19 protein-coding genes, 1 tRNA gene and 1 pseudogene are annotated in these 20,852 nt (G+C 56.5%); 4 read left to right on the top strand and 17 right to left on the bottom strand.

Annotated elements, in window-relative coordinates:
• The 10 genes and pseudogenes from ACXJJY_RS04985 to ACXJJY_RS04940 all read right to left on the bottom strand — a co-directional run.
• A pseudogene (locus ACXJJY_RS04985) lies at window positions 1–137 on the bottom strand (IS3 family transposase); the annotation flags it as partial.
• Window positions 138–150: 13 nt separating this feature from the next.
• Window positions 151–450, bottom strand: coding sequence for a hypothetical protein (locus ACXJJY_RS04980; protein ID WP_456385622.1), 300 nt, complete (start codon window positions 448–450; stop codon window positions 151–153).
• The gene (locus ACXJJY_RS04975) at window positions 440–1,090 is read right to left on the bottom strand and encodes a nucleotide-binding protein (protein ID WP_456385620.1); all 651 of its coding nucleotides are present in this window, start codon (window positions 1,088–1,090) and stop codon (window positions 440–442) included. Before ACXJJY_RS04975 ends, ACXJJY_RS04980 begins: the two co-directional genes overlap by 11 nt.
• Before the next feature lie 403 nt (window positions 1,091–1,493).
• Window positions 1,494–2,081 (bottom strand): VIT1/CCC1 transporter family protein, encoded by a 588-nt coding sequence (locus ACXJJY_RS04970; protein WP_456385618.1) that lies wholly within the window; start codon window positions 2,079–2,081, stop codon window positions 1,494–1,496.
• A 14-nt stretch (window positions 2,082–2,095) separates the two neighbouring features.
• Window positions 2,096–2,368 carry a DUF211 domain-containing protein gene (locus tag ACXJJY_RS04965; RefSeq protein WP_456385616.1) on the bottom strand — a complete coding sequence of 91 codons (273 nt, stop codon included), beginning with the start codon at window positions 2,366–2,368 and terminating at the stop codon, window positions 2,096–2,098.
• Window positions 2,369–2,725: 357 nt separating this feature from the next.
• A tRNA-Arg gene (locus ACXJJY_RS04960) sits at window positions 2,726–2,802 on the bottom strand.
• Window positions 2,803–2,881: 79 nt separating this feature from the next.
• Window positions 2,882–4,171 carry a glucose-1-phosphate adenylyltransferase family protein gene (locus tag ACXJJY_RS04955; RefSeq protein ID WP_456385614.1) on the bottom strand — a complete coding sequence of 430 codons (1,290 nt, stop codon included), beginning with the start codon at window positions 4,169–4,171 and terminating at the stop codon, window positions 2,882–2,884.
• Window positions 4,168–5,427: a glucose-1-phosphate adenylyltransferase family protein gene (locus ACXJJY_RS04950; RefSeq protein ID WP_456385612.1), complete on the bottom strand. Its 1,260-nt coding sequence runs from the start codon at window positions 5,425–5,427 to the stop codon at window positions 4,168–4,170. The genes ACXJJY_RS04955 and ACXJJY_RS04950 overlap by 4 nt, the downstream gene beginning before the upstream one ends.
• 257 nt (window positions 5,428–5,684) lie before the next feature.
• Window positions 5,685–6,713 carry a DHH family phosphoesterase gene (locus ACXJJY_RS04945; RefSeq protein ID WP_456385610.1) on the bottom strand — a complete coding sequence of 343 codons (1,029 nt, stop codon included), beginning with the start codon at window positions 6,711–6,713 and terminating at the stop codon, window positions 5,685–5,687.
• Window positions 6,714–6,979: 266 nt separating this feature from the next.
• Window positions 6,980–8,581 (bottom strand): ASKHA domain-containing protein, encoded by a 1,602-nt coding sequence (locus ACXJJY_RS04940; RefSeq protein WP_456385608.1) that lies wholly within the window; start codon window positions 8,579–8,581, stop codon window positions 6,980–6,982.
• A gap of 153 nt (window positions 8,582–8,734) precedes the next feature.
• Here ACXJJY_RS04940 and ACXJJY_RS04935 point away from each other — a divergent pair, with 153 nt between their 5' ends.
• From ACXJJY_RS04935 to ACXJJY_RS04920, 4 genes are read left to right on the top strand one after another with little or no spacing between them, the layout of a single operon-like run.
• Entirely contained in the window at window positions 8,735–9,817 is a 1,083-nt protein-coding gene (locus tag ACXJJY_RS04935; protein ID WP_456385606.1) for an LptF/LptG family permease, read from the top strand.
• Window positions 9,817–10,569: a hypothetical protein gene (locus ACXJJY_RS04930; RefSeq protein ID WP_456385604.1), complete on the top strand. Its 753-nt coding sequence runs from the start codon at window positions 9,817–9,819 to the stop codon at window positions 10,567–10,569. Before ACXJJY_RS04935 ends, ACXJJY_RS04930 begins: the two co-directional genes overlap by 1 nt.
• Before the next feature lie 5 nt (window positions 10,570–10,574).
• The gene (locus tag ACXJJY_RS04925) at window positions 10,575–11,219 is read left to right on the top strand and encodes an ATPase (protein WP_456385632.1); all 645 of its coding nucleotides are present in this window, start codon (window positions 10,575–10,577) and stop codon (window positions 11,217–11,219) included.
• Between the two features lies 1 nt (window position 11,220).
• Window positions 11,221–12,078 (top strand): DUF362 domain-containing protein, encoded by an 858-nt coding sequence (locus tag ACXJJY_RS04920; RefSeq protein WP_456385602.1) that lies wholly within the window; start codon window positions 11,221–11,223, stop codon window positions 12,076–12,078.
• Window positions 12,079–12,332: 254 nt separating this feature from the next.
• Here ACXJJY_RS04920 and bamJ read toward each other — a convergent pair whose 3' ends face one another.
• The 7 genes from bamJ to rseP all read right to left on the bottom strand — a co-directional run bounded on the left by bamJ (window position 12,333) and on the right by rseP (window position 20,852).
• The gene (bamJ, locus tag ACXJJY_RS04915; RefSeq protein ID WP_456385600.1) at window positions 12,333–13,046 is read right to left on the bottom strand and encodes a BamJ family beta-barrel-assembly machinery protein; all 714 of its coding nucleotides are present in this window, start codon (window positions 13,044–13,046) and stop codon (window positions 12,333–12,335) included.
• 315 nt (window positions 13,047–13,361) lie between these two features.
• The gene (locus ACXJJY_RS04910) at window positions 13,362–13,814 is read right to left on the bottom strand and encodes a Smr/MutS family protein (protein ID WP_456385598.1); all 453 of its coding nucleotides are present in this window, start codon (window positions 13,812–13,814) and stop codon (window positions 13,362–13,364) included.
• Between the two features lie 21 nt (window positions 13,815–13,835).
• Window positions 13,836–15,998, bottom strand: coding sequence for a RelA/SpoT family protein (locus ACXJJY_RS04905; protein ID WP_456385596.1), 2,163 nt, complete (start codon window positions 15,996–15,998; stop codon window positions 13,836–13,838).
• 91 nt (window positions 15,999–16,089) lie between these two features.
• Window positions 16,090–17,811: a proline--tRNA ligase gene (locus ACXJJY_RS04900; RefSeq protein WP_456385594.1), complete on the bottom strand. Its 1,722-nt coding sequence runs from the start codon at window positions 17,809–17,811 to the stop codon at window positions 16,090–16,092.
• 65 nt (window positions 17,812–17,876) lie between these two features.
• A complete protein-coding gene (gene ispG, locus ACXJJY_RS04895) occupies window positions 17,877–18,965 on the bottom strand; it encodes a flavodoxin-dependent (E)-4-hydroxy-3-methylbut-2-enyl-diphosphate synthase (protein ID WP_456385592.1) in 1,089 nt (362 codons plus the stop codon).
• A gap of 61 nt (window positions 18,966–19,026) precedes the next feature.
• The gene (tsaB, locus tag ACXJJY_RS04890) at window positions 19,027–19,782 is read right to left on the bottom strand and encodes a tRNA (adenosine(37)-N6)-threonylcarbamoyltransferase complex dimerization subunit type 1 TsaB (protein WP_456385590.1); all 756 of its coding nucleotides are present in this window, start codon (window positions 19,780–19,782) and stop codon (window positions 19,027–19,029) included.
• Window positions 19,767–20,852 carry an RIP metalloprotease RseP gene (gene rseP / locus ACXJJY_RS04885; protein WP_456385588.1) on the bottom strand — a complete coding sequence of 362 codons (1,086 nt, stop codon included), beginning with the start codon at window positions 20,850–20,852 and terminating at the stop codon, window positions 19,767–19,769. Before rseP ends, tsaB begins: the two co-directional genes overlap by 16 nt.

Here is a 20,852-nt window from a genome sequence, read left to right as displayed (position 1 = left end):
TTTTTTCTGTCGCCTTTGTCGGTTGTAAAAGATCTCTATGTATTCGGTATATCTCGTATAGCTTCCTGCCGGGTTGAGTACTGTCGATGAAATACGAGCTCTGTTTTCAAAGTGCCCCAGAAACTCTCCATGGGGGCAAGCTGTACTGGTTCAGCGGGTCAACTTGACAATTTCATCTTCAATTTCCTGCGTCAGCCGTTCCAGGATAAAGGAGTTCATGCTGTAGGGAGTATGGTCGGCAATATATTTCAATTTCATATAGAGAGGTTCCGGGATCCTGAGAGGTATATTCTTTTTTACATCCTCCCGGACATGATCCTCATTCCAGGGAAAAACTGTACCGGTTGCCTTTTCCAACGAGTCGGCACCCGCAGCAAATGCATCAAGATCGAGATCTTTTTTCCTTGCCGGGGTTGAACGGAGCGGGGTTTTCTTTTTATCAGCCACCATACACCTCTTCAAACAACTGGTTCATTTCTCGAGCCGCTTTTTTGTCCTGTTTCCACTCAACAACAGATAAACCGTCCCGGGCAGACTTGCGAAAAGCTATGCGGTCACGGACGATTGCTCCGGCAAGGGACAGGTACTGAAAATCTTCTTTCCTGAAAAAATCCCTGACCTCCTGGTCCTCATGGACTGCAGGGTTGGTGGACACCCTGTTCAAAACGACAAAGGCCTGCAGGTTTTCATTCAGACTCCGGGCCATTTGCACCAGCTCGTCCATTTGCCTGATGGTCCAAATATCAAACTGAAACGGCTGCACAGGTATATATGCTCGGTCACAGACACCAAGGGAATAACGCAGTTCCATGGAATCGCGTCCCCCGGCATCGATAATGATCTCATCGTAGCGCCGGGCAAGGTCACGGATCTGCGCTGCCAGGCCTTTGCCGAATTTCTGCACACAGGCTATCCTGGGCTCAACCTCTGTATCCTCGCGAACAGTAGCCCAGAAAGAGGCTGTTCCCTGACGATCTGTATCCAGTAAGAGCACATCCCTACCCTGCAGGGCCAACATGGCAGCCATATTGGTTGCCATGGTTGTCTTGCCTGTGCCTCCTTTTTCTCCACCGAAGAGTACCACGCTCATAAAACCATCCCGTTTCAAACTATATCATACCATATTAATCCAAATCAGATTATACTATATCATATCATATAACATAAATGTTTCAACCAGAGATGCAGGGAAAAAACGGCGCTCAACCTGTGCAGACGTACCATTCTCACAAAACGACCAGTCATCGTTTTATGCGGACACAACGATGCAAGTGTTCTATGGCACAGCAGACTTGCGCAGGTGTGTCTGACTGCTGCAGCTTACCCGGGCGGACAGGAACGACCGCTTAGACGGTGATGACGAAGCACACATGACGAGCGCGAAGCGAAACAAATACTACGAAGGCGGGGTTCCTGTGAGCTTACGTTGAGATCTGAGGCGACCAGGACGCGCCTTTCCTGATGCCAACGCGGGGACAAGGAAACCCGGGCCGTCACTGGCCGGAGTTAAAAAACAGAATAATCATCAGGGTCAGCAGGGCAACTGCCAGTGAACGCAGACCGGACCAGAGCCAAAACGTCCGGCTCACCTGACCGAGAAAAACTCCGAGCAGAAAGATAACTGCCAGCGCGATAATAATGGCTGTGACAAGAGGGGGGAAGTATAAGGAAAATCCCAGGCGGGCAAACCACAGGGGCGAGATAATGATCAGAGAGATAAGCAGCGGCGACAGGCCGTTGACCAGGGCTACCATCACCGGAACGTAGCGGCTGGCCAGACCGTAATCGCTCTCATCCAAATCCGTTAATACGGCCAGCTCCAGCTCTTTCAGCTCTTTTTTTCGTTCCGCCGATTCGCTGAGGTAGGCACTGGAAACACCGCTCACAAACAGGGCAATGGCAGCCCCCAGACAACCGCTTATGGCGACTGAAACGGGCACCGTATCACTGCTGTAAAATCCGGTCAGCATTCCCAGCATGGTCAGTGCGCCATCAAATCCATTGGTGATGAAATACCGCCTGGCAATGCCCCGCGCACGATAGAGGTGGAGCAGCAGGTGACGGGATCCTTTTCTGTTCATGCCACCACTGACTTCTAACCGGAAGCAGGACCGGTACCGCAGACCTCCACTTCATCGATGCTGTGGACCGAAGCACCCATCTGTTTGATAGCTGCCAGAATGGCCTCAAACTCTATGTCCTGACCTGTGATGACCAGCACAGTGCTCTCGGTTTTTTCATCCATTTCTGTGACAGTGAGTCGAACCCGGTAATCGGTTCCCTGTTCAGCCAGGGCAAGAGCGAACTCCAGGGCATTGGGTTGGTGGGGCTTTAACACGTCAAGAACAAGCCTGCGTATGACCGCCATGAGCTCTCCTGAAATTGGAAGTTACCACGCGTCCGCACAGACAAGACAGCCTTGCACCGGAAAAGCAGGAGTTATGTATCTGACCTGCGTTGACATAAAGGGAATCCAGTTCTCACCATCCGGCACAGGATGTTTAACCTGAACCCGTGACGGATCTGTGCTGTCTTATACGTACCGGTCTTATTTTTCGTGAGTTTTTTACAAAAAAACGCCTGAGGAACATTCACCCCGCCGCCCTGCGGGGTGCTCGATTTCCAGGCAGCTTGAATGTCATATTATGTCAATTTCCGACAACAATCAACGCAAAAAGAAAAGGCCGAAAACCCGCTACCAGCGGGCCATCGGCCTGTTTTTTCGTGGTGCCCCCGGCAGGATTCGAACCTGCGGCACCAGGATTAGGAATCCTGTGCTCTATCCTACTGAGCTACGGGGGCGCAAGAGATGTGAAAGAAATTGAAAGAGATCTGTTTTCCGGCCAGAGATATTACCCAAATCACCGTGGAAAGCAAGTGGTTATTTTTCCCCTGCTCCCTCACCCAGGGTCTCTCCGTCGGCCAGCCGTGAGATACCCTGCCATTGCTGCTCACCCGAGTCGGGCCTTATGATGCAGTTTCGCCCCACCCGGACGTTTTCCGGGACCAGGGCCTTCTTGCCCACCAGGGTAATCCCGGTATAGAGATGGGTAGGGTAGTCAACATTGGGACATCCCTTGTTGTCCCCATCACCCACCCGGGCTCCGGCTCCGATACGAACCCTCTTGTCACAGATACACAGGTCCACCACTGCGTTTCGTTCGATAACCGAATCCTGGAAGATTACCGAATCGCGGATCACAGCCCCCTTTTCCACTCGGACACCGGGCGAGATTATGGAGTTAATCACCGTGCCCTCGATAACACTGCCAGCGCAGACCATGGAGGACTCCGCCCGACAGCCGCTCAGAAAACGGGCAGGAGCCCGGTCCATGGGCAGTCCGTCGGCCTCGACGTTTGAGCGGATCCCCCAGGCTTCAGGTGTTATGTCGGAATCGGACCTGATTATGTCCATATTGGCCTCCCAGTAGGCCTGGATGGTTCCCACATCGCGCCAGTAGCCATAAAAAGGATAGGCAAACACCCGGTCCTCCTCAATGGCGCGGGGGATGATGTGCATACCGAAATCTATTTCCTTCCGGTCACGCTCAAGCACACGGAGCAGATACTCGGTATCAAAGATATAGATACCCATGGAAGCAAGATTGGTCTTGGGCTCTCTGGGTTTTTCCTCCCAGTCGATAATTCGGTTCTTCTGATCAACGATACCTGCTCCGAACTGATGTATATCGCTTTTGGGCACCACCATCATGCCGATGGTCACATCGGCCTTTTTGACCTGGTGATAGACCTGCATGGCAGCGAAATCCATCTGGTATATATGATCCCCGGACAGAATCAGGACCTGTTGAGATGGATTGGCACGAATAAAATCAATGTTCTGACGGATGGCATCGGCCGTGCCCTTGTACCAGTCAGAATCACGCTCGCCGGTGCGCGGCGGGAGGATTTTAACCCCGCGGGTCCGGCCGATAAAATCCCAGGCCTCACCGGTGCCGATATGCCGCATCAGGGAAAGGGGCTTGTACTGGGTCAGGACCCCTACCCGGGTCAGGCCGGAATTCATCACATTGGAAAGGCTGAAATCAATTATCCGGTACAGACCGCCAAACGGCACCGCCGGCTTGGCCCGGTGACCGACCAGGATGTTGAGCCGGCTACCGATTCCACCGGCAAGCAGGAGTACCAGAGCGTCGGGAACATCTCTCACTGCAGCACCTCCTTATGCTCTACCCGCCGGTTTGACGGCCATTTTACCGGATCCAGCCGGGGATAGACAGTACAGCCCCGGCCAATGACCATGGTATCGGGCACCTGATTATTCCATCCGATCACGGTGATCTCCCCGTTACCGGCATATTCATCCAGGCTGCCCACCCGGACGTCGCGGCCAAACACGGTATTCACATCACTGACCACCCGGCCGAGCCTGGCGCCCGAGCGTACCGTGTTGTTGAAAAAGAGCACGCTGTCACGCACCTCGGCACCATCCTCCACCCGGACCCCTGGGAAGAGAATGGAGTTGACCACCCGTCCCTCGATGACGCAGCCGTTATATACCATGGAGTTATCCAGCACCCCCCGGACCCCCACCTTGAGCGGCTGGCAATCGCGGATACCGCGATGTTCAAGATTGCTTCGCAATCCCCACTTCTCCATGTCAATCTTCGGCTCCGACCCGAGCAGGTCCATGGAGGTCTGCCAGTACTCATCAATGGTCCGGGTATACCCCCAGTAGCCGCGGAACTTGTAGCCGTACACCTTGTACTTCTCCCGCATCATCATGGGGATGATATCGCGGCCGAACTCATAGGAGGTTCCTTTCTGATTTTCCTCAAGCACCTCGTACATCACTTCTGGCCGGAAACAGAGTACGGTGAGCGAGGCCCAGCCGCTCCTGGGTCTGGCAGGTTTTTCCTCGTAGGAGAGCAGCCGGCCGCCCACTTCATCCCGGCCTTCGATCTCCGCCACCCCGAACCGGTGGGCCGACTCGATGGGGAGCTTGATGAAGGCCGCGGTCAGGTCGGCACCCTTGCTGTAATGGTAACGGATCATGTTTCGGTAATCCATCTGATAGATGTGATCACCGGAGAGAACGAGGATCTCAGAGGGATTATGATAGCGGACAAAGTCCAGATTCTGGTAGACCGCATCGGCGGAGCCCCGGTACCAGTGCGGGTTTTCATAATCCTTGAACGGCGGCAGGATGGAAATCCCGCGGTAGCGGCCGATCATGTCCCAGGCCGCGCCGGTACCGATATGGTTGATCAGGGAATAGGATCGGTACTGGCTGAGAATGGCCACCAGTTCGATCCCGGAGCACATCAGGTTGGAGAGCGGGAAATCGATCACCCGGGCAAAACCGCCAAAGGGAACCGCTGACTTGGGTCGATAATGGGTAAGCACACCCAGTTCATCAACCCGACCGCCCGCCAGAATCATTGCCAGAGTGGAGGGTTTATACATGCGCGCACCTTTCTGTGCTGAAGAAACAGGATTGGTACCTGTTATTCTATTGTATAACCACCTGACGCTGCAACATATTTAACCGAAAAACTCCGGCGCCAACACGAAGATAAAGCCCCTGTTGTCTCCGGGCGCTCAGCACGGCACCCGTGTATCTCTGGAAGAAAAGAGACGCGCAGATACTGATGGTGGAAGGTCCGCTACCCGGCACCGGGCGGGACCGGCAGGCCGCGACAGAGATAAAGTCCGCCGGGTGATCAGCGCATGTGGCGGGTGGCCAGGCGCATGAGAGTATGGGTGGAAAACTCGTGGTTCTCGCGCAGGGGCAGATTTTTGAGCGGCACCTCGGCCCGGGCCGCCTCCTTGTGGCCGCCGGCCGAGCCGAACTCGCCAAAGGTCTTCTGGGCGAGCTTACCGGCATTCTTGCGGTACCCGTCGCAGCGGAAAATGACGATCAGTTTCTCGCCGTGGATACCCGAGACCAGCACCCAGTCGATCTTGTCGACCCGGTTGAAAAAATCGGCTATGATCACTTGAATATCCGGGGTACCCACCCGGCCGAGATGGATGTAGGCCCTCCCCTTTGAGACCTTGAGCTCGTTCAGGGCGATCTTGAAATACTTGAGCTCCGAACGGCGCAACTCTGTGAGCTCGAACTTGCGCACCAGGTTGCGGTTGGCAAACTTGAAAACATAACGAAAGGCAATGCCGTCGGCCAGAAGCGAACTCTTTTCGAAGTTCTGGGTATCGACCTTGATCCCGTAAAACAGTGCCGTGGCCAGGGCCACCGAAGGTTTGATTCCGGCCGCGCGCAGGTACTCCACCATCATGGTCGAAACCGCGCCGTATTCGGGCCGGATATCGATAAATTTCGCGTCCCAGCCTTCGGTGACCGGATGATGGTCGATGACCGCATCAAACTCCAGTTTTTCAAAACAGGGCTGATGGGTGGGCTGGGAATCGATCAGGATGCGCTTGGAATAGTCCTTGACCGGCAGGGTATGAAGTCGCTCAATGGGGATCTTGAGCCTCTCCACCATGGTCAGGTTGTTCAGCCGCCGTATTTCATTGGGATAGCCGATAGTCACCGAACCGACGCGGTAGCTCAGCAGCCGTTTCATGGCCATGGCACTGGCCAGGGCATCGGGATCGGCGCTGATGACAATCAGCACCTCGTCGTCCCGGTCAAACAGTTCCCACAGGCCGCTCAACCGATCCCGGGCCGAGTTACGGCTGGCGCTGCGGGTAATGGTATCGGCTATCTTTTCAAGTCGTTTCTGCTGCAAATGTGTACCTGCAAAAAAAAACCACTGCAACCGCACATGCGGTCTGCAATGGCACTTGGTGTCTATCAGCCGGAGATAACAGCAGTGCCGGCCGGGATCACCCCCCGTACTCTGTTGTGGCTACCGGCATCAAAAGCGGATGAATTCTTCATGGCTGACATTTTATCCAGTTGCCTGGGAAATCGGACACGGACACAGGCAGGCAATGATTCAGGCGACTATACCATACCCCTTCCCAAAAAAGCAAGCCGGGACCCCTTGACATCTCACTCGCAGTTAAATACCGGGACTGACGGAAAAAGTGATGGATCTGTATGGGGAATAAACCGGGAGCCGGAAAAACATATCATGAAATCCTGGTTCACATTGAGTTCGATATAGGTGATCTTCTGACCGATCTCGAGGCTCCGCTGCCGCGCGCTCTCCTGAAGCAGAACCAACTCAGCCCCCTTAAGAGAACTGTTACCGATCCCCTGGTAGGTCTCCAGCGGAAGATCAGGCAGCATACCCAGGACAATGGCCTGACGGGGGTTGATGTGCTTACCAAAGGCTCCTGCCACGTAAATCCGCTCCAGATCCCCGAACCGTACCCCCACCTGGCCTGTCAGGGTGGTCAGAATGGCATACATGGCCGCTTTGGAGCGCATCATCGCATCCAGATCCACCTGGCTCAGAACCACCGGCTCACCTGTACCCGACTCGACCGCCGGGGCAATGACAAAGCAGGTCTCCCCTTTCATGGTCGTCAGGTGTTTTTCGACAAAACCGTGAAATCCGGCAGGATCCGACGGACCGCCCCGGCGGAATTTTCCGCGCAGGTCAATGACCCGGGCCAGATAGAGCTCGGCTACCAGGTCGATCATGCCGGAGCCACAGATGCCCAGTGGCGGAGCATTGTCAATGGTCCGATAGCTGAGTTCCCAGATGTCGGTATCGATATGGACATGCTCCACCGCTCCCGGACCGGCCCGCATACCCATTTTCGCCACTCCGCCCTCCAGGGCCGGACCCGCGGCCCCGGCACAGGCGATGAGCCACTCCCGGTTGCCAAGAACCACCTCGGCATTGGTACCCACATCGATAAGCATGCAGACCCGGTCCGCCTGGTCAAGGCCGGAGGCCAGAATACCGGAAATCAGGTCACCACCGAAATAGGAACCGATGCTGGGCAGGATCCAGACCGGGGCCCGGGGAGCCAGCCCGAGGCCAAGATCTTCGGCAAAAAGCGGGTCCGGAGCATTGATAAGCGGTATATAAGGCTCGCGGCAGATATGATAGGGACTGAGCCTCAGCAGCAGATGAATCATGGTGGTATTGCCGGATACCGACAGGGCCCGGATGTCACTGGTCCCAAGCCCGGCCTTGCGGGCCAGATCCGCGGCCAGGGAGGTGATGGAGCGGATCACGGCCTCCTGCAGCTCCCCAAGCCCGTTCCTGCCGTCGGGCGCGGACGAGGTGGCATAATGAATCCGGCTGAGAATGTCGGCCCCGTACCGGATCTGCCGGTTTTCCGCATGACCGTGACCAAGCCGCTCACCGGTCAGCAGGTCGATGAGGGTGGCCTCCAGGTGGGTGGTCCCCAAGTCCAGGGCCATACCAGGCAGAACCTGTGGCCGTGACGGGAGAAAATCCACCAGCTCCACCCCGTGGGGCAGGACATTGACCGCCGCGGTACCCCTGAACCCGCTCTGCCTGAACCCGGCCGCCACCGCGGCGCAGCGACCATAGGGCACGAGCAGCGGCCGCTCCCGGCAGGAGGGCGGCAGCACCAGGCTCCGGCGCAGACGGTCGATATCAGCGGTATTATCCTGCAGGCTCGGCGCCTCGGCCGTCACATCCACACATGTAACAAGGGCCTGATCATCCATGATTTGAGCGTTAATCAGTTATTCTGAAGCCGTTTTGCGGACCGGTTCTACTTGACGCAGACCGATTGAATTGATACTACATGCGCACAAACCAGACAACAAAAACCACCCAGCTTTCCAGCCCGGAACAGTTCCCCTGTACACACAGATTCAGTGAAACTCCTTGACCGGTACATACTGGCACAGTTCGCCAGAAACCTGGTAACCATCACGGCCAGCTTTATTGCCATCTATATCCTGATCGATTTTTTCGAAAAGATCGACAACTTCATGGAAAAGGGCAAACCCTTGCTCCTGGCGGTCCGGTTCTTCCTCCTCAACATTCCCTTTATCATCGAACAGCTCGGGCCGGTCTGCATTCTCCTGGCCGGAGTGGTGACCCTTGGCATCCTCAATCACTCCAACGAGCTGATAGCCCTCAAGGCCAGCGGTATTCCGCTGAAAAAAATCACAGCTCCCATTATTGCCGGCGGCCTGGCCTGTACTCTCCTCTTTCTGGCCATGTCGCAATTCATCCTGCCGCTCACCGTCGCCACCACAAACGCCATCTGGAACAAGGAGGTCCGCGACCGGGTGGCCACCGGCATCTACCGTAACGGCCGCTACTACCACCGGGGCATGGAGGGATTCTATTCCTTTGGGAGACCCGACCTGAAGGCCAACGAATTCCTGGACTTCTCCTACTCTTCCTGGAACGACTCCTATCAGCTTACCAGGCTGATCGCCGCGGAGCGGGCCCTGTGGCGGGACAAGACCTGGACTCTTTTCAATGGCCAGATTCAGACCCTGAAAGATGACGGCAGCTACCAGAGCCGTCTTTTCACCAGCCAGCGCTTCGAGTTCCCCGAGAAACCAGCGGATTTCTTTGTTCCGGAGGATCGCAATCTGGAACTTTCCCTCACCGGACTGTACCGGGAAGCGAAACAGAAGATATCGCCCGAGGAAAAAGCCCGGGCCTGGGCCGAATTTTATGGCCGCATTTCCTACACCCTGCTCGGGTTGCCCCTTCTCCTCCTGGGATTGCCGCTGCTGCTCATGGTCTACCGGAAATGGGGCCGGGACCTGTCCCTGGCCATTCCGGTATCCTGCGGCCTGGCCTTTGCCTGCTGGGGAACCTGGGGCATCCTCCAGTCCCTGGCCAGGGCCGCTTACGTGAATCCGGTACTGGCAGCCACGGTAATCCATGTCGTGGTAGGTACTGCCGGCATTGTTCTGCTTTTGCGGGAGGATGCGTAATGAAGGAGAAACGGGCGGGAATCGTCGGAGTACCACCACTTTCTGTTATTCACAATCTCCACAAAGAGCGCTTCAAGATCTTTGATCTGGACGAACCACAGGTGCGAGTCTCCCTGGACCTGACATCGCGCTACCTGCCCAGGGTTTACTGCGCCATCCTGCGCACCGTGGTGCTCAATGCCATTCACCTGAAACTCGACGTGGTCTACATCGACGTGGGCCCGGGGAAATGTGACTGCGCCCTGCACGTGGCCACCATTCTTGATGATATTCTTGACTGTCCGGTAATCCAGACCCGCAACATCGACACCACCGGCTTTGGCACTCCTGTCTGCCGGGCCCGAATGAAACTGGTGGACAAGTTCCTGGCCATCACCCGCAGTGTCCAGTCGCCCCTGCCCCATGATGATATCCCGGCCTGCACTCCTACGGCCGGTTTCTGGGGGGTGCCGCCACGGGATTTCTCCATCCTCGAACTCTTTCCCGACACCACGCATGTCTATGGCTGGACCCGGTGCATGGAAAACAAGACCCCGGCCGACCTGGAGATGGAACATCATACCAACCCCGAGGTACCCACCGTGTTCTTTGCCCAGTCGTTCTGTGCCAAAAACGCTCTGGCCCATCACCTGGCTGACCACCATCCCCGGGCCCTGTACCTGGACTGCGACGTAACGGCCTCCAGTTCGGTGCGGGCCAAGATCGAGGCCTTTCTGGAACTTTCCGGTGTCAAACCGGCAGGGAGCAGGTGAACGACATGCTACTGGCTGATTTTGGCACCTCATACTGCAAGATTCTCGATACCGAGTCCGGGAAACCGCCGACCATCCTGGCAACCCGGGACCTGGACCGGAATTTTCTCGCCGACCTGGCCACCGGCCATAATGCCCGCCGCCGGAGCCGGCGCCACGTCAACGAGCTGACCGCCCTGGCCCGGGGCGGAGAAACCCTGATCAGGGAAAAGGACTATGTTCTCCTGGACTGCGGCAGCCGTGACATCAAATTTGTCCGCTACGAGGACGGTTCGGTAACCGACATGGGCTGGAACGCCGAATGTGGTGCATCCATGGGCTTTACAATCGAGCTGCTGGCCAGCTATTATGATATCGACTACGCCACCGTACCGGTGCCGGAGAAGGGTTTTTCCATCACCTGCGGCGTGCTTGGCATGAGCCATATCTTCGATGCCGTGGTCTCGGGTTCGTCCGAGACCGAAGCCGTGGCCCGCTTTGTCCGTGGTATCGCCCTGAACGGATACCGCTTTGCCGGATCCCCCGCTCACCTCTACCTCTCGGGCGGGCTCTGTAACAACCCCCTTTTTGTCGCCAGTTTTCCCTGCTCGGTCACCCCTCTGGGCAGGTTCGTTCTCCTGGACGGCCTCAGGGCCATTGCCTCGTCATGACATGGAACGAAAAAAAAACAAAAGAGGCCGAGTCTGGACCACCGAATTTTCCGACTGGGACAAAAGCCTGTCCCTACTCCTTGAGCAGACCGGCCTGGACGAACATCTGGCTGAAACCGATCCGCCCTGTATTCTGATCAAGCCCAACCTGGTCGAAGCCATACCTCCACCGGTCACCACCCCGGTCGGCCTGGTATCCACCCTGATCGATTTTCTGCGCCAGGTAACAGGGAGGGATATCATCATCGGTGAAGGAACCGGTTCGCTCCGCTACGATACCTTCCACTGTTTCAGTGAACTTGGCTACACACGACTGGCCAGCGAGAAAAACATCCCCCTGCTCGATCTCAACAGGGAAAAGCCCATCCGCCTCACCAATCCCGACTGCCGCCGCTGGCCTGAAATATACCTGCCGGCCATTGCCCTTGAGAGTTATCTGATCTCGGTTCCGGTACTCAAAGCCCATAGCCTGGCCGGTGTGACCCTGACCATGAAGAACATGATGGGCCTGGCTCCGCCCGACCACTACTGTCAGGGTGGTTCCTGGAAAAAAGCCGCCTTCCATGAGGATATCCAGGGGGCCATTGCCGATCTGAACCGATACCGGACCCCGGATTTCACCATCCTCGACGCCACCGTCGGTATGTGCGAGGCTCATCTCTGGGGCCGCCACTGCGAGCCGCCCCCCAACCTGCTGGCCGGGGGATATGATCCCGTGGCCCTGGACAGTTTCGGCGCCGGGCTGCTGGGGCGCCACTGGCAGGACATAGGTCATATCCGGGCCGTGGATCGAGAACTCGGCCAGGCCACCCCGCTGGAGTGCCTGAAGGTGGCGCCCAGGCAGCAGAAAACGGGCTGACACCAAACAAAAAAGGCGCCCCCGAAGAGAACGCCTTTTCTTATCCACTTTCCCGGCCGTCATGCCGACCCGGCGGAAAGCTGATTATTTTTTCTTCTTTTTCTTCGTATCCTTGTTTTTCTTTTTCTTCTTCTTGTTCTTCTTGTTCAGAAAAACAGGGCAGTGCTTGCAGTGCTTACCTTTCTTGATAAACTTGCCGCAGCATTTTTTTTTGCTCTTTTTGCCTTTGGTACCCACGCTACAGCCCTCAGCCGTTATTTTTTGTCGGTAGCCGGATTTTCGATTCCCATGAGCTCCACCTGGAAGATCAGCAGCGAACCAGGCTCAATCACCGGAGGGGCACCCTGGTCACCATAGGCCAGATCAGGTGGCAGATAGACCTCATAGGTGGATCCCACATTCATCAGCCCCAAGGCTTCCTGCCATCCGGGGATGACCTGGTTGAGCTGAAAGACCATGGGCTCGTTGCGCTTGTAGGAGCTGTCGAATTCGGAGCCGTTGAGCAGCCTGCCACGGTAATGGACCTTGACTGTATCAGTGGGTTTGGGCCTGGGACCGGTGCCTTTTTCAATCACCTTGTACTGCAGCCCGGAGCTGGTGGTTTGAACGCCTTCTTTCTTTTTGTTTTCCGCTAGAAATTTTTCGGCTGCGGCCCGATTTTTCTTCGCCATTTCCATGACAAGCTTCACCTGCTTTTCCCGCTGCCTGGCTGCAAACTGATCCTGAATGGCAGCGATTTCTTCGGCAGTCAGCAGGGGTTTGTTACCATTGAAGGCATCCTCAAGTCCCTTTTTGACAAACTCCAGCTGCAGGTCTTCACCCAGGCTCTTGAAATAGGACCCCAACTCCAATCCCATGGAATAACTTAACTTCTCACTGTCGCTCTTGAGTTCAACCTTTTTCTCTCCAGCCACAGCCACTCCGACTGTCAACAGAAGGACAACAAGGCCATACACTATGTATTTCATCTGTACCGCTCCTCTGGCTATACAAAAATAAATCTGATTACCATCAGAATTCAGAAAATGGCTGCGCCAGGAGATAACATACCACTTCTCACGGAGACCGGTAACTGGCCCCTTCCTGTCTTCCCTGACAAATCGTTTCGCAAGGACAAAGCGATGTTATCTTTTACCGCACCGATACCGAGTTTCGGTGGTAATCAAACTATAAAAAATGACCCCTGCCGTGCCAACGGGGCCATCACCTGTAAGCCAGTACTGTATCCTATTTTCAAAAAAAGAAAAGCGGAAAGCGGCCCGACCACACTGCCGGGCCGGTAATCAGAGAACCACCAGGGTAATGCCTGGATTGGACCGCCCGAGATCACGATGGCGGCTGAGGGAGGGAAACCGGCGAACAAGTTGGCTGCCGGACCCGGTCCGCCGGCTGAACTCCTCCCCTTCCAGAACATCGTTGATGGCCCCGCGAATCTTGAGATACCGGAGCCGCTGACGGACCTCCTCGCGGATGACTCCTCCCTGACCGCTGGAACCGTATCCGTGGATCAGGGTCAGAACCCGGATTCCCTGCAACCTTGCTGCCTCAAGTTCCCGCTCCATCCGCACCAGGGCTTCTCTGACGGGAGGCCTGCCGCGTTCCAGGTTGACGATGCGGTGAACAGGAGACTGAGATCCAGGGAGAAGCGGAGTGCAGGCTGCCCCGCAGTAGGGACAACGCGACCCGTAACCATCAAGCTCATTGCCGCATACTTCGCAGACAAGGGAAGGTCCCATAAGATATTAATCCTGTCCGTCTTACCGGCGCCGGACCTCGATAACCACCGGCATCTGCTGCAGATGCTGTTGCAGGGTCTGGAGATGGTTAAGGTCGCGGACCTGGACCACCACTTCCATTTCCACCAGATTCTCCGCTGTGATCCGCGAGCTGAACTCAACGATCTCGGCATCATAGGCGTTGATAGTGGAAGAAATTTCGACAAGGAGATCTTTCTGGTTTTCAGCCCGGATAAGGAGGGCAGACCGATGGGTAACTTTCGGACTTCCCGACCACCGCACCGCGATCCAGCGCCGGGGATCGGTGGTTCTCAGATTGGCACAATCCGCCTTGTGGATCGAGATACCCCGACCGGTGGTGATAAAACCGACAATCTCGTCGCCGGGGACCGGTTTACAGCACTGACTCACCCGGACAAGCATGTCGTCGAGACCATCGATATCAACAATCTCGCCATCAGCGGCCGCCCCCTTGCCTGATTCCGCCTTTTTGTTCTTTTCCAGCAGTTCCTGCCGGACACGCTGTTCTTTTTCCTTCCTGGTTTCAGGCGGTTCCAGAACCTCGGTCAGGTGAGCCACGGTGATTGCCCCGGAGCCCACCTTGACAAGCATGTCATCAAGCGAATTGCAGCGCAGCTTTTTCAGAAGCATCTTGATATGGCCGCTCTTAATCAGTTTTTTCAAGGCCACATCATGTTTGCGCAGTTCCCGCTCGCAGATCTCCCGGCCCAGACGCAGAGCCTTTTCCTTTTCCTCGCGCCTCAGGTAATGACGGATACAGGTCCGGGCACGGCTGGTTTTGACATACTGAAGCCAGGCCCGCCGGGGATGCTGGTTCTTGGAGGTAATGATCTCGACGATATCGCCGTTTTGCAGCTCTTGTTTCAGGGGTACGATCTGGCCATTGACCCTGGCTCCGCTGCACTTGTCACCCACCGCACTGTGGATGGAATAGGCAAAATCGATCGGGGTCGAGCCGCGGGGCAGTTCCCGGACCTCGCCGGTGGGGGTCAGGACATAGATATCCGGATCATAGAGTTCGCCGCGGACCGACTCGAGAAACTCGCTGGGGTCTTCGACCTTTTGCAGGGCCTGGACCAGTTTTTTGAGATCCTTGAACAGTCGGGCATCGGACTGGCTGATATTCTGACCTTCCTTGTAAGCCCAGTGGGCGGCGATACCCTCCTGAGCGATCCGGTCCATCTCTTCGGTACGAATCTGTATCTCGATGAAATGATCCCGGGGACCAATGACCGTAGTGTGCAGGGACTGGTAGTTATTGGACTTGGGAGCGGAAATAAAATCCTTGATCCTCCCGTGCACCGGCGACCAGTCAGCGTGTACCGTACCCAGGGCCTCGTAACATTCCTTGACCGACTTGACGATAATCCGGAAAGCCACCTTGTCGTACACCTTGTCCAGGGGGATATTCTGGGCCACAAGCTTCTTGTAGATGGAATAGAGATGCTTGGGGCGCCCGATTATGCGAATGGGCCGGATATTGTTTTTGTGCAGTTTCTTGTACAGGGTATGGATAACCTCTTCCACATACTCCTGACGCTGGGACAGGGTACTCTCCAGCCGCCGGGTCAGATCGGCGTACTCGGCAGGAAAGAGATACTGAAAAGACAGGTCCTCCAGCTCCCGTTTCATCCAGTCGATACCCAGTCGGCTGGCCAGGGGCGCGTAGAGATCCATGGTTTCCCGGGCCACCTGTCGGCGGCGTTCAGGATCGGCCGAACCCAGGGTGATCATATCCTGAAGCCGATCGGCCAGCTTGACCAGCAGAACCCGGATATCGGCCCCCATGGCCAGGAAGAGCTTGCGGATATTTTCAGCCTGGTGGGCAAGCCGTGAACTGTAGTGGACGTTGGTTATCCGGGTGGTGCCGTCAACGATATTGGCCACATCACGACCAAAGCTTTTTTCCAGCTCCTTGAAGGTAGCCACCTCTTCCTTGAGCACCCCGTGAAGCAGACCGGCGACAATGGTATCCAAGTCCAGTTTCATTGTTGCCAGGGTAGTGGCCACCTCCAGCAGATGCTGAATGTACGGCTCACCAGAAACGTGGGTGTGATCTCTGTGCCGCTCACAGACAAACTCGTACGCCCGGGTGAGCGGTTCCAGATCCACATCGTGCAGGTAGCTCGATGCTATGGCGATAAGACCCTGAATATCAGACATGGACAGCGTATCGTGGTGTTCTGTTGAAGATAACGGCCCCCCGGTGTTCCGGCATATCCCTCCTCCACGGCCCGGGCAACAGCCCGCCCGGTTACCGGAGTCGGTTCAGTTCGTCCTCGATGAGGGAAGCAACATGGTCGGCGGCCCCGTCATAGTCGATGATAGTGGTTTTTCCGTCCCGGCGGAGTCTCAGTTCCACCCGGCCCTCCTTCTCATAGGTCTTGCCCACAGTGATCCGGTAGGGGATGCCGATCAGGTCCGCATCCTTGAACTTGGAGCCGGGGCGCTCGTCCCGATCATCATAGAGGACCTCGATACCCCGGGCCAGGAGATCCTTATAGAGGCCCTCCGCAGCCCGGGTGGTCTCCTCGTTGTTCAAGCCCAGATTGAGAAGTATCACCTGGAACGGGGCCAGGGGCAGGGGAAAGATCATTCCGTTTTTGTCATGGTTCTGCTCGATGGCCGCCGCCACCACCCGGCTGACGCCGATGCCATAACAGCCCATGACAAAGGGCTTTTCACCACCCTCCCGATCCTGGAAGGTGGCGTTCATGGCCTGGGAATAGCTGGTGCCAAGCTTGAAAATATGGCCCACCTCGATCCCGCGGGTGAGCTGCAGCCGACCACCGCAGGAAGGACAGGGATCCTCGGGGGTAATCTGGCGCAGATCGCCCACCAGGTCGGGGGTGAAATCCCGGCCCGGATTGACCCCGGTGAAGTGATACCCCTTTTCATTGGCGCCGGTGACCGCGTTGACCATGCGCATCACCTCATGGTCGGCTACGGTCCTGATCGGGATCTCCCGGGGACCGATATAGCCCACCGGCAGCCTGGTCAGCTTCCAGACCGTATCGTCATCGGCCAGCTCCACCTCGGTGGTTCCAAGGATGTTTCCGAGTTTTACCTCCTGGACTTCACGATCGCCACGCACAAGGACAGCCACAGGCTCGCCGTCCGCCAGATAGACCATGGTCTTGATGATGTCGGCCGGACTTACCCCGAGAAACTCAGCCAACCGGTCCACCTTTTTCATCCCTGGAGTTTCAACCATGGTCAGTGCGGACAGCTCTCTGTGCTCTGGAATATCGTCGGGAAAAACCACGGAAGCTTTCTCCACGTTGGCAGCGTAAGAGCACGCTTTACATATAACCAGGGTGTCCTCACCGGTATCGGCCAGGACCATGAACTCGTGCGAGAAGCTGCCGCCAATGGAGCCGGTGTCCGCCTCCACGGCGCGGAACTCCAGACCACAGCGGGCAAATATCCGCTGATAGGCATCATGCATCTTCTGGTAGGACTCGTTGGCGGCCTCGTCGCTGACATCAAAGGAATAGGCATCTTTCATGACGAATTCACGGCCACGCATGAGACCGAACCGGGGGCGGATCTCATCCCGAAACTTGGTCTGGATCTGGTACAGATTGACCGGAAGTTGCCGATAGGACTGCAACTCCCGCCGGGCAAGGTCCGTGATCACCTCCTCATGGGTCGGTCCCAGACAGTAATCACGATCGTGACGATCCTTGAAGCGAAGCAGCTCGGCCCCGTATTTCTGCCAGCGGCCGGTTTCCCGCCACAGATCCCCGGGCTGAACCATGGGCATGAGCAACTCCTGGGCTCCGGCCCGGTTCATCTCCTCCCGGACGATCCGGGAGACCTTCTGCAGGGTCATGAGTCCCAGAGGCAGGTACGTGTAGAGGCCTGAGGTCAGTTTGCGGATAAAACCAGCCCGCAGCAGCAGCTGATGACTTATCACTTCGGCCTCGGCCGGCGTTTCCTTGGTGGTCGGCAGTAATAGTTTTGAATAGCGCATGAATATTTGAAAAAAAAATGAATGGTAAATGTGAATAATGAAAAAAACGCCAGCGGCATGAATGATCAATCCCTGTTATCCCGCCGCTCCTGTTCCATCTTGTTGAGCTCGTAGAGAAAGACCGGCAGCAGCTCCTCCTCGGGCAGTTTTTTGAAGATCTCACCTTTTTTGAAGATAATCCCCACCCCGTGGCCTCCGGCGATACCGATATCGGCCTCCCGGGCTTCGCCCGGACCATTGACCACACAGCCCATGACCGCAACCTTGAGGTTGGTCTCCATGGTCTGCAGGTGTTTTTCCACAGCCTCGGCCAAAGGAAAGAGATCGATCCGGGTCCGGCCGCAGGTGGGACAGGATATCATCTCCGGACCCCGTTGGCGGATATGCAGTGAACGCAGGAGCTCGAATCCCACCCGAATCTCCTCTTCCGGATCGCGGGTGAGCGAAATACGGAAAGTATCGCCGATACCATCGAACAAAAGAATTCCCAGGGCCACACTGGACTTCACAGTGCCGGCGATCAGGCCACCGGCCTCGGTCACCCCGATATGGAGGGGATAATCTGTCTTTTCAGACAGCTTCCGATAGCTGGAGATGGTGGTGAGGGTGTCCGAAGACTTGATGGAAATTTTTATCTCGTAAAACGAGAGTTTCTCCAGTAAAGCCACATTCCGCAACGCGCTTTCGATGAGCGCGGTGGGCATTTCCGGAGTCGGATAACCATATTTCTTCAGGAGATCTTTCTCAATGGATCCAGAATTGACCCCAACACGGATGGGAACCCGGTGCTGCCGGGCCGCATCCACCACCCTGACCAGTTTATCCTCACCGCCCAGGTTGCCCGGATTGATGCGGATGGCCTGGGCGCCGTGTTCCATGGCCGCCACGGCCAGGCGTGAATCGAAATGGATATCAGCGATCAGGGGAATGGTGATCTGCTCACGGATACCACGAATGGCCACAGCTGCCTCCATGTCCGGAACCGCCACCCTGATCAGTTCACAACCCGCCTTTTCCAGGCGCCGAATCTGGGCCACAGTGGCCTCGATGTCCCGGGTATCGGTATTGGTCATGGACTGGACCGAAATCGGGGCTCCCCCGCCAATGGCCACCGAGCCAATATGAATCTGTCGTGTCTCTCTGCGCTTGATCATTGTCCCATGGAATTACGAACTGTTCCCGCACCGAAGTTGACGATGGAGGAGAAACAGATGTTTATTGCTTTCCTGAGCGGGGCCTGGCAATGCCGGCCGATGCTTTCCGCCTGGCGTTGAAATTGAGCTCCGCATCAGAGGCCCGGATATAAAGAGGAGCTGCCGCAGCCGGCTCAAGTACATCCCCCAGGGCCAGCATCCGCCCCCCCAGCAGACCGACCAAAGCCGCCCTGGGCTGACAGAGGGAGGAAGGCAGGATTTCAATCAGACCGGATCGGGAAAATACCTCGTGGTAAGCGGCGACCCCGGGTCCGGCACACACCGTGGGTCCGGTAAGTTTTGCCACCAGTTGTTCCGGACCAAGTGCCACAGGGTCCTGATTCCGAACCGGCAACCCGTCTTCTCCGGAACGGTAGATAGCCGCATACACCTCGTTTTTGCGGGCATCGAGCAGGCAGCACAAATCTTTTTCTCTGGCCACCCCCGGGGCCGAACATGCCAGGGCATCCAGGGTTGGCACACCCAGCAGAGGCACCCCGGACGCCATGGCAAGGCCCTTGGCCGCCGCCATGCCGATTCGTAAACCGGTGAAGGATCCAGGCCCAAGACTGACAGCGATACCATCCAACTGCTCCCAACTCACCCCGCCAGCACCCAGGACCCACTCCACGGAGCCAAGCAGTCGCCGGGCATGGGTCACCCTGGGCTGGGCCGTGGCCTCGGCCAGGAGTGAACCGGAGAGAGGGTCGCCGCAGGTCAGGGCCACGCTGCCGCATCCGGTGGCGGTTTCAATAGCAAGAATCAGGGGCTTGTCCACCGCTGTATAATCCTGAGTATATCATTATAAAAGACGAAAAGCATGAGTGTGCCAAGGAGCATGATACCGATCTTCTGGCTCCACTCCATGGCCTGCTCGCTGAGCGGTCGGCGGCGTATGCCCTCCAGAGTGAGAAAAACAAGGTGACCGCCGTCCAGCACCGGCACCGGCAGCAGGTTGAGGATGCCCAGATTCACGCTGAGAAGCCCCATGAAGTAGAGCAGGTTCATCCAGCCCGCCTCCAGCTGCTGACCGGCTATTTCTGCGATACGGATGGGCCCGCCGAGCTCTGTGGCCGGTACCACCCTCTGAAAGATCTTGATGATGCCCAGGACTGTGAGATAGATAAGATTCCAGGTCTGAATAAAGGCCGCCTTGATCGATTCCACCAGACCGGACTTCTTGTATACCACCTGGTCATCACGCGTGATACCGAGCATGTAGCGTTCCCCCACCTCTTCGCCAAACAGGTTTTTCACCTTTTCCATGGCCGGGACGGCAGTAATAGTCAGTTCCTCGCTGCCCCGCTTGATCCGCAGCACCACCTCCCTGCCACCACTTTCACGGATGAGCCGGGAAACATCCTGCCAGGAGGTGGTCTGCTGACCATTGATAGCAAGGACCTCGTCACCCGGCAGAATCCCTGCCCGCTCGGCAGCCGAGCCGGACGCCACCTGACCGATCCTCGTGGTATCCACGGATTCGGGCAAACCCACTGCCACAAACATGACGGCAAAGAGCAAAACCGCAAAAAGCAGATTGAAAAGCGGGCCGCCAAAGACTATGCCAAAGCGCTGCCACACGGGCTTGTGGGAAAAAGAGCGGGCGCGGTCTTCAGGTGAGATCTCTTCCCCGGGTTGTTCGCCATACATCTTGACATAGCCGCCCAGGGGAAAAGCGGAGATCAGGTATTCGGTCTCACCCCATTTTTTCCCTATGACCTTGTTACCGAAACCAAGGGAAAATTTAAGAACCCGGACCCCGAAGAGTTTGGCAAAGAGAAAATGACCCAGCTCATGGACAAAGATCAAAACACCAAGAACCAGTATAAAAGAAATCAGGGAATTCAT

It is taken from the genome of Desulfolithobacter sp., from assembly GCF_054025815.1.
This window is presented reverse-complemented; position numbering and strand designations above follow the sequence as displayed.

What these genes read in the sequence shown, in the direction of transcription:
- ACXJJY_RS04925 (WP_456385632.1), top strand. Translation starts at nt 10,575, where the DNA reads ATGCTACTGGCTGATTTTGGCACCTCATACTGCAAGATTCTCGATACC.
- ACXJJY_RS04965 (WP_456385616.1), bottom strand. Translation starts at nt 2,368, where the DNA reads ATGGCGGTCATACGCAGGCTTGTTCTTGACGTGTTAAAGCCCCACCAA.
- ACXJJY_RS04970 (WP_456385618.1), bottom strand. Translation starts at nt 2,081, where the DNA reads ATGAACAGAAAAGGATCCCGTCACCTGCTGCTCCACCTCTATCGTGCG.
- ispG (WP_456385592.1), bottom strand. Translation starts at nt 18,965, where the DNA reads ATGATCAAGCGCAGAGAGACACGACAGATTCATATTGGCTCGGTGGCC.
- ACXJJY_RS04920 (WP_456385602.1), top strand. Translation starts at nt 11,221, where the DNA reads ATGGAACGAAAAAAAAACAAAAGAGGCCGAGTCTGGACCACCGAATTT.
- ACXJJY_RS04975 (WP_456385620.1), bottom strand. Translation starts at nt 1,090, where the DNA reads ATGAGCGTGGTACTCTTCGGTGGAGAAAAAGGAGGCACAGGCAAGACA.
- ACXJJY_RS04900 (WP_456385594.1), bottom strand. Translation starts at nt 17,811, where the DNA reads ATGCGCTATTCAAAACTATTACTGCCGACCACCAAGGAAACGCCGGCC.
- ACXJJY_RS04980 (WP_456385622.1), bottom strand. Translation starts at nt 450, where the DNA reads ATGGTGGCTGATAAAAAGAAAACCCCGCTCCGTTCAACCCCGGCAAGG.
- ACXJJY_RS04940 (WP_456385608.1), bottom strand. Translation starts at nt 8,581, where the DNA reads ATGGATGATCAGGCCCTTGTTACATGTGTGGATGTGACGGCCGAGGCG.
- ACXJJY_RS04950 (WP_456385612.1), bottom strand. Translation starts at nt 5,427, where the DNA reads ATGTATAAACCCTCCACTCTGGCAATGATTCTGGCGGGCGGTCGGGTT.
- ACXJJY_RS04910 (WP_456385598.1), bottom strand. Translation starts at nt 13,814, where the DNA reads ATGGGACCTTCCCTTGTCTGCGAAGTATGCGGCAATGAGCTTGATGGT.
- ACXJJY_RS04905 (WP_456385596.1), bottom strand. Translation starts at nt 15,998, where the DNA reads ATGTCTGATATTCAGGGTCTTATCGCCATAGCATCGAGCTACCTGCAC.
- bamJ (WP_456385600.1), bottom strand. Translation starts at nt 13,046, where the DNA reads ATGAAATACATAGTGTATGGCCTTGTTGTCCTTCTGTTGACAGTCGGA.
- rseP (WP_456385588.1), bottom strand. Translation starts at nt 20,852, where the DNA reads ATGAATTCCCTGATTTCTTTTATACTGGTTCTTGGTGTTTTGATCTTT.
- ACXJJY_RS04930 (WP_456385604.1), top strand. Translation starts at nt 9,817, where the DNA reads ATGAAGGAGAAACGGGCGGGAATCGTCGGAGTACCACCACTTTCTGTT.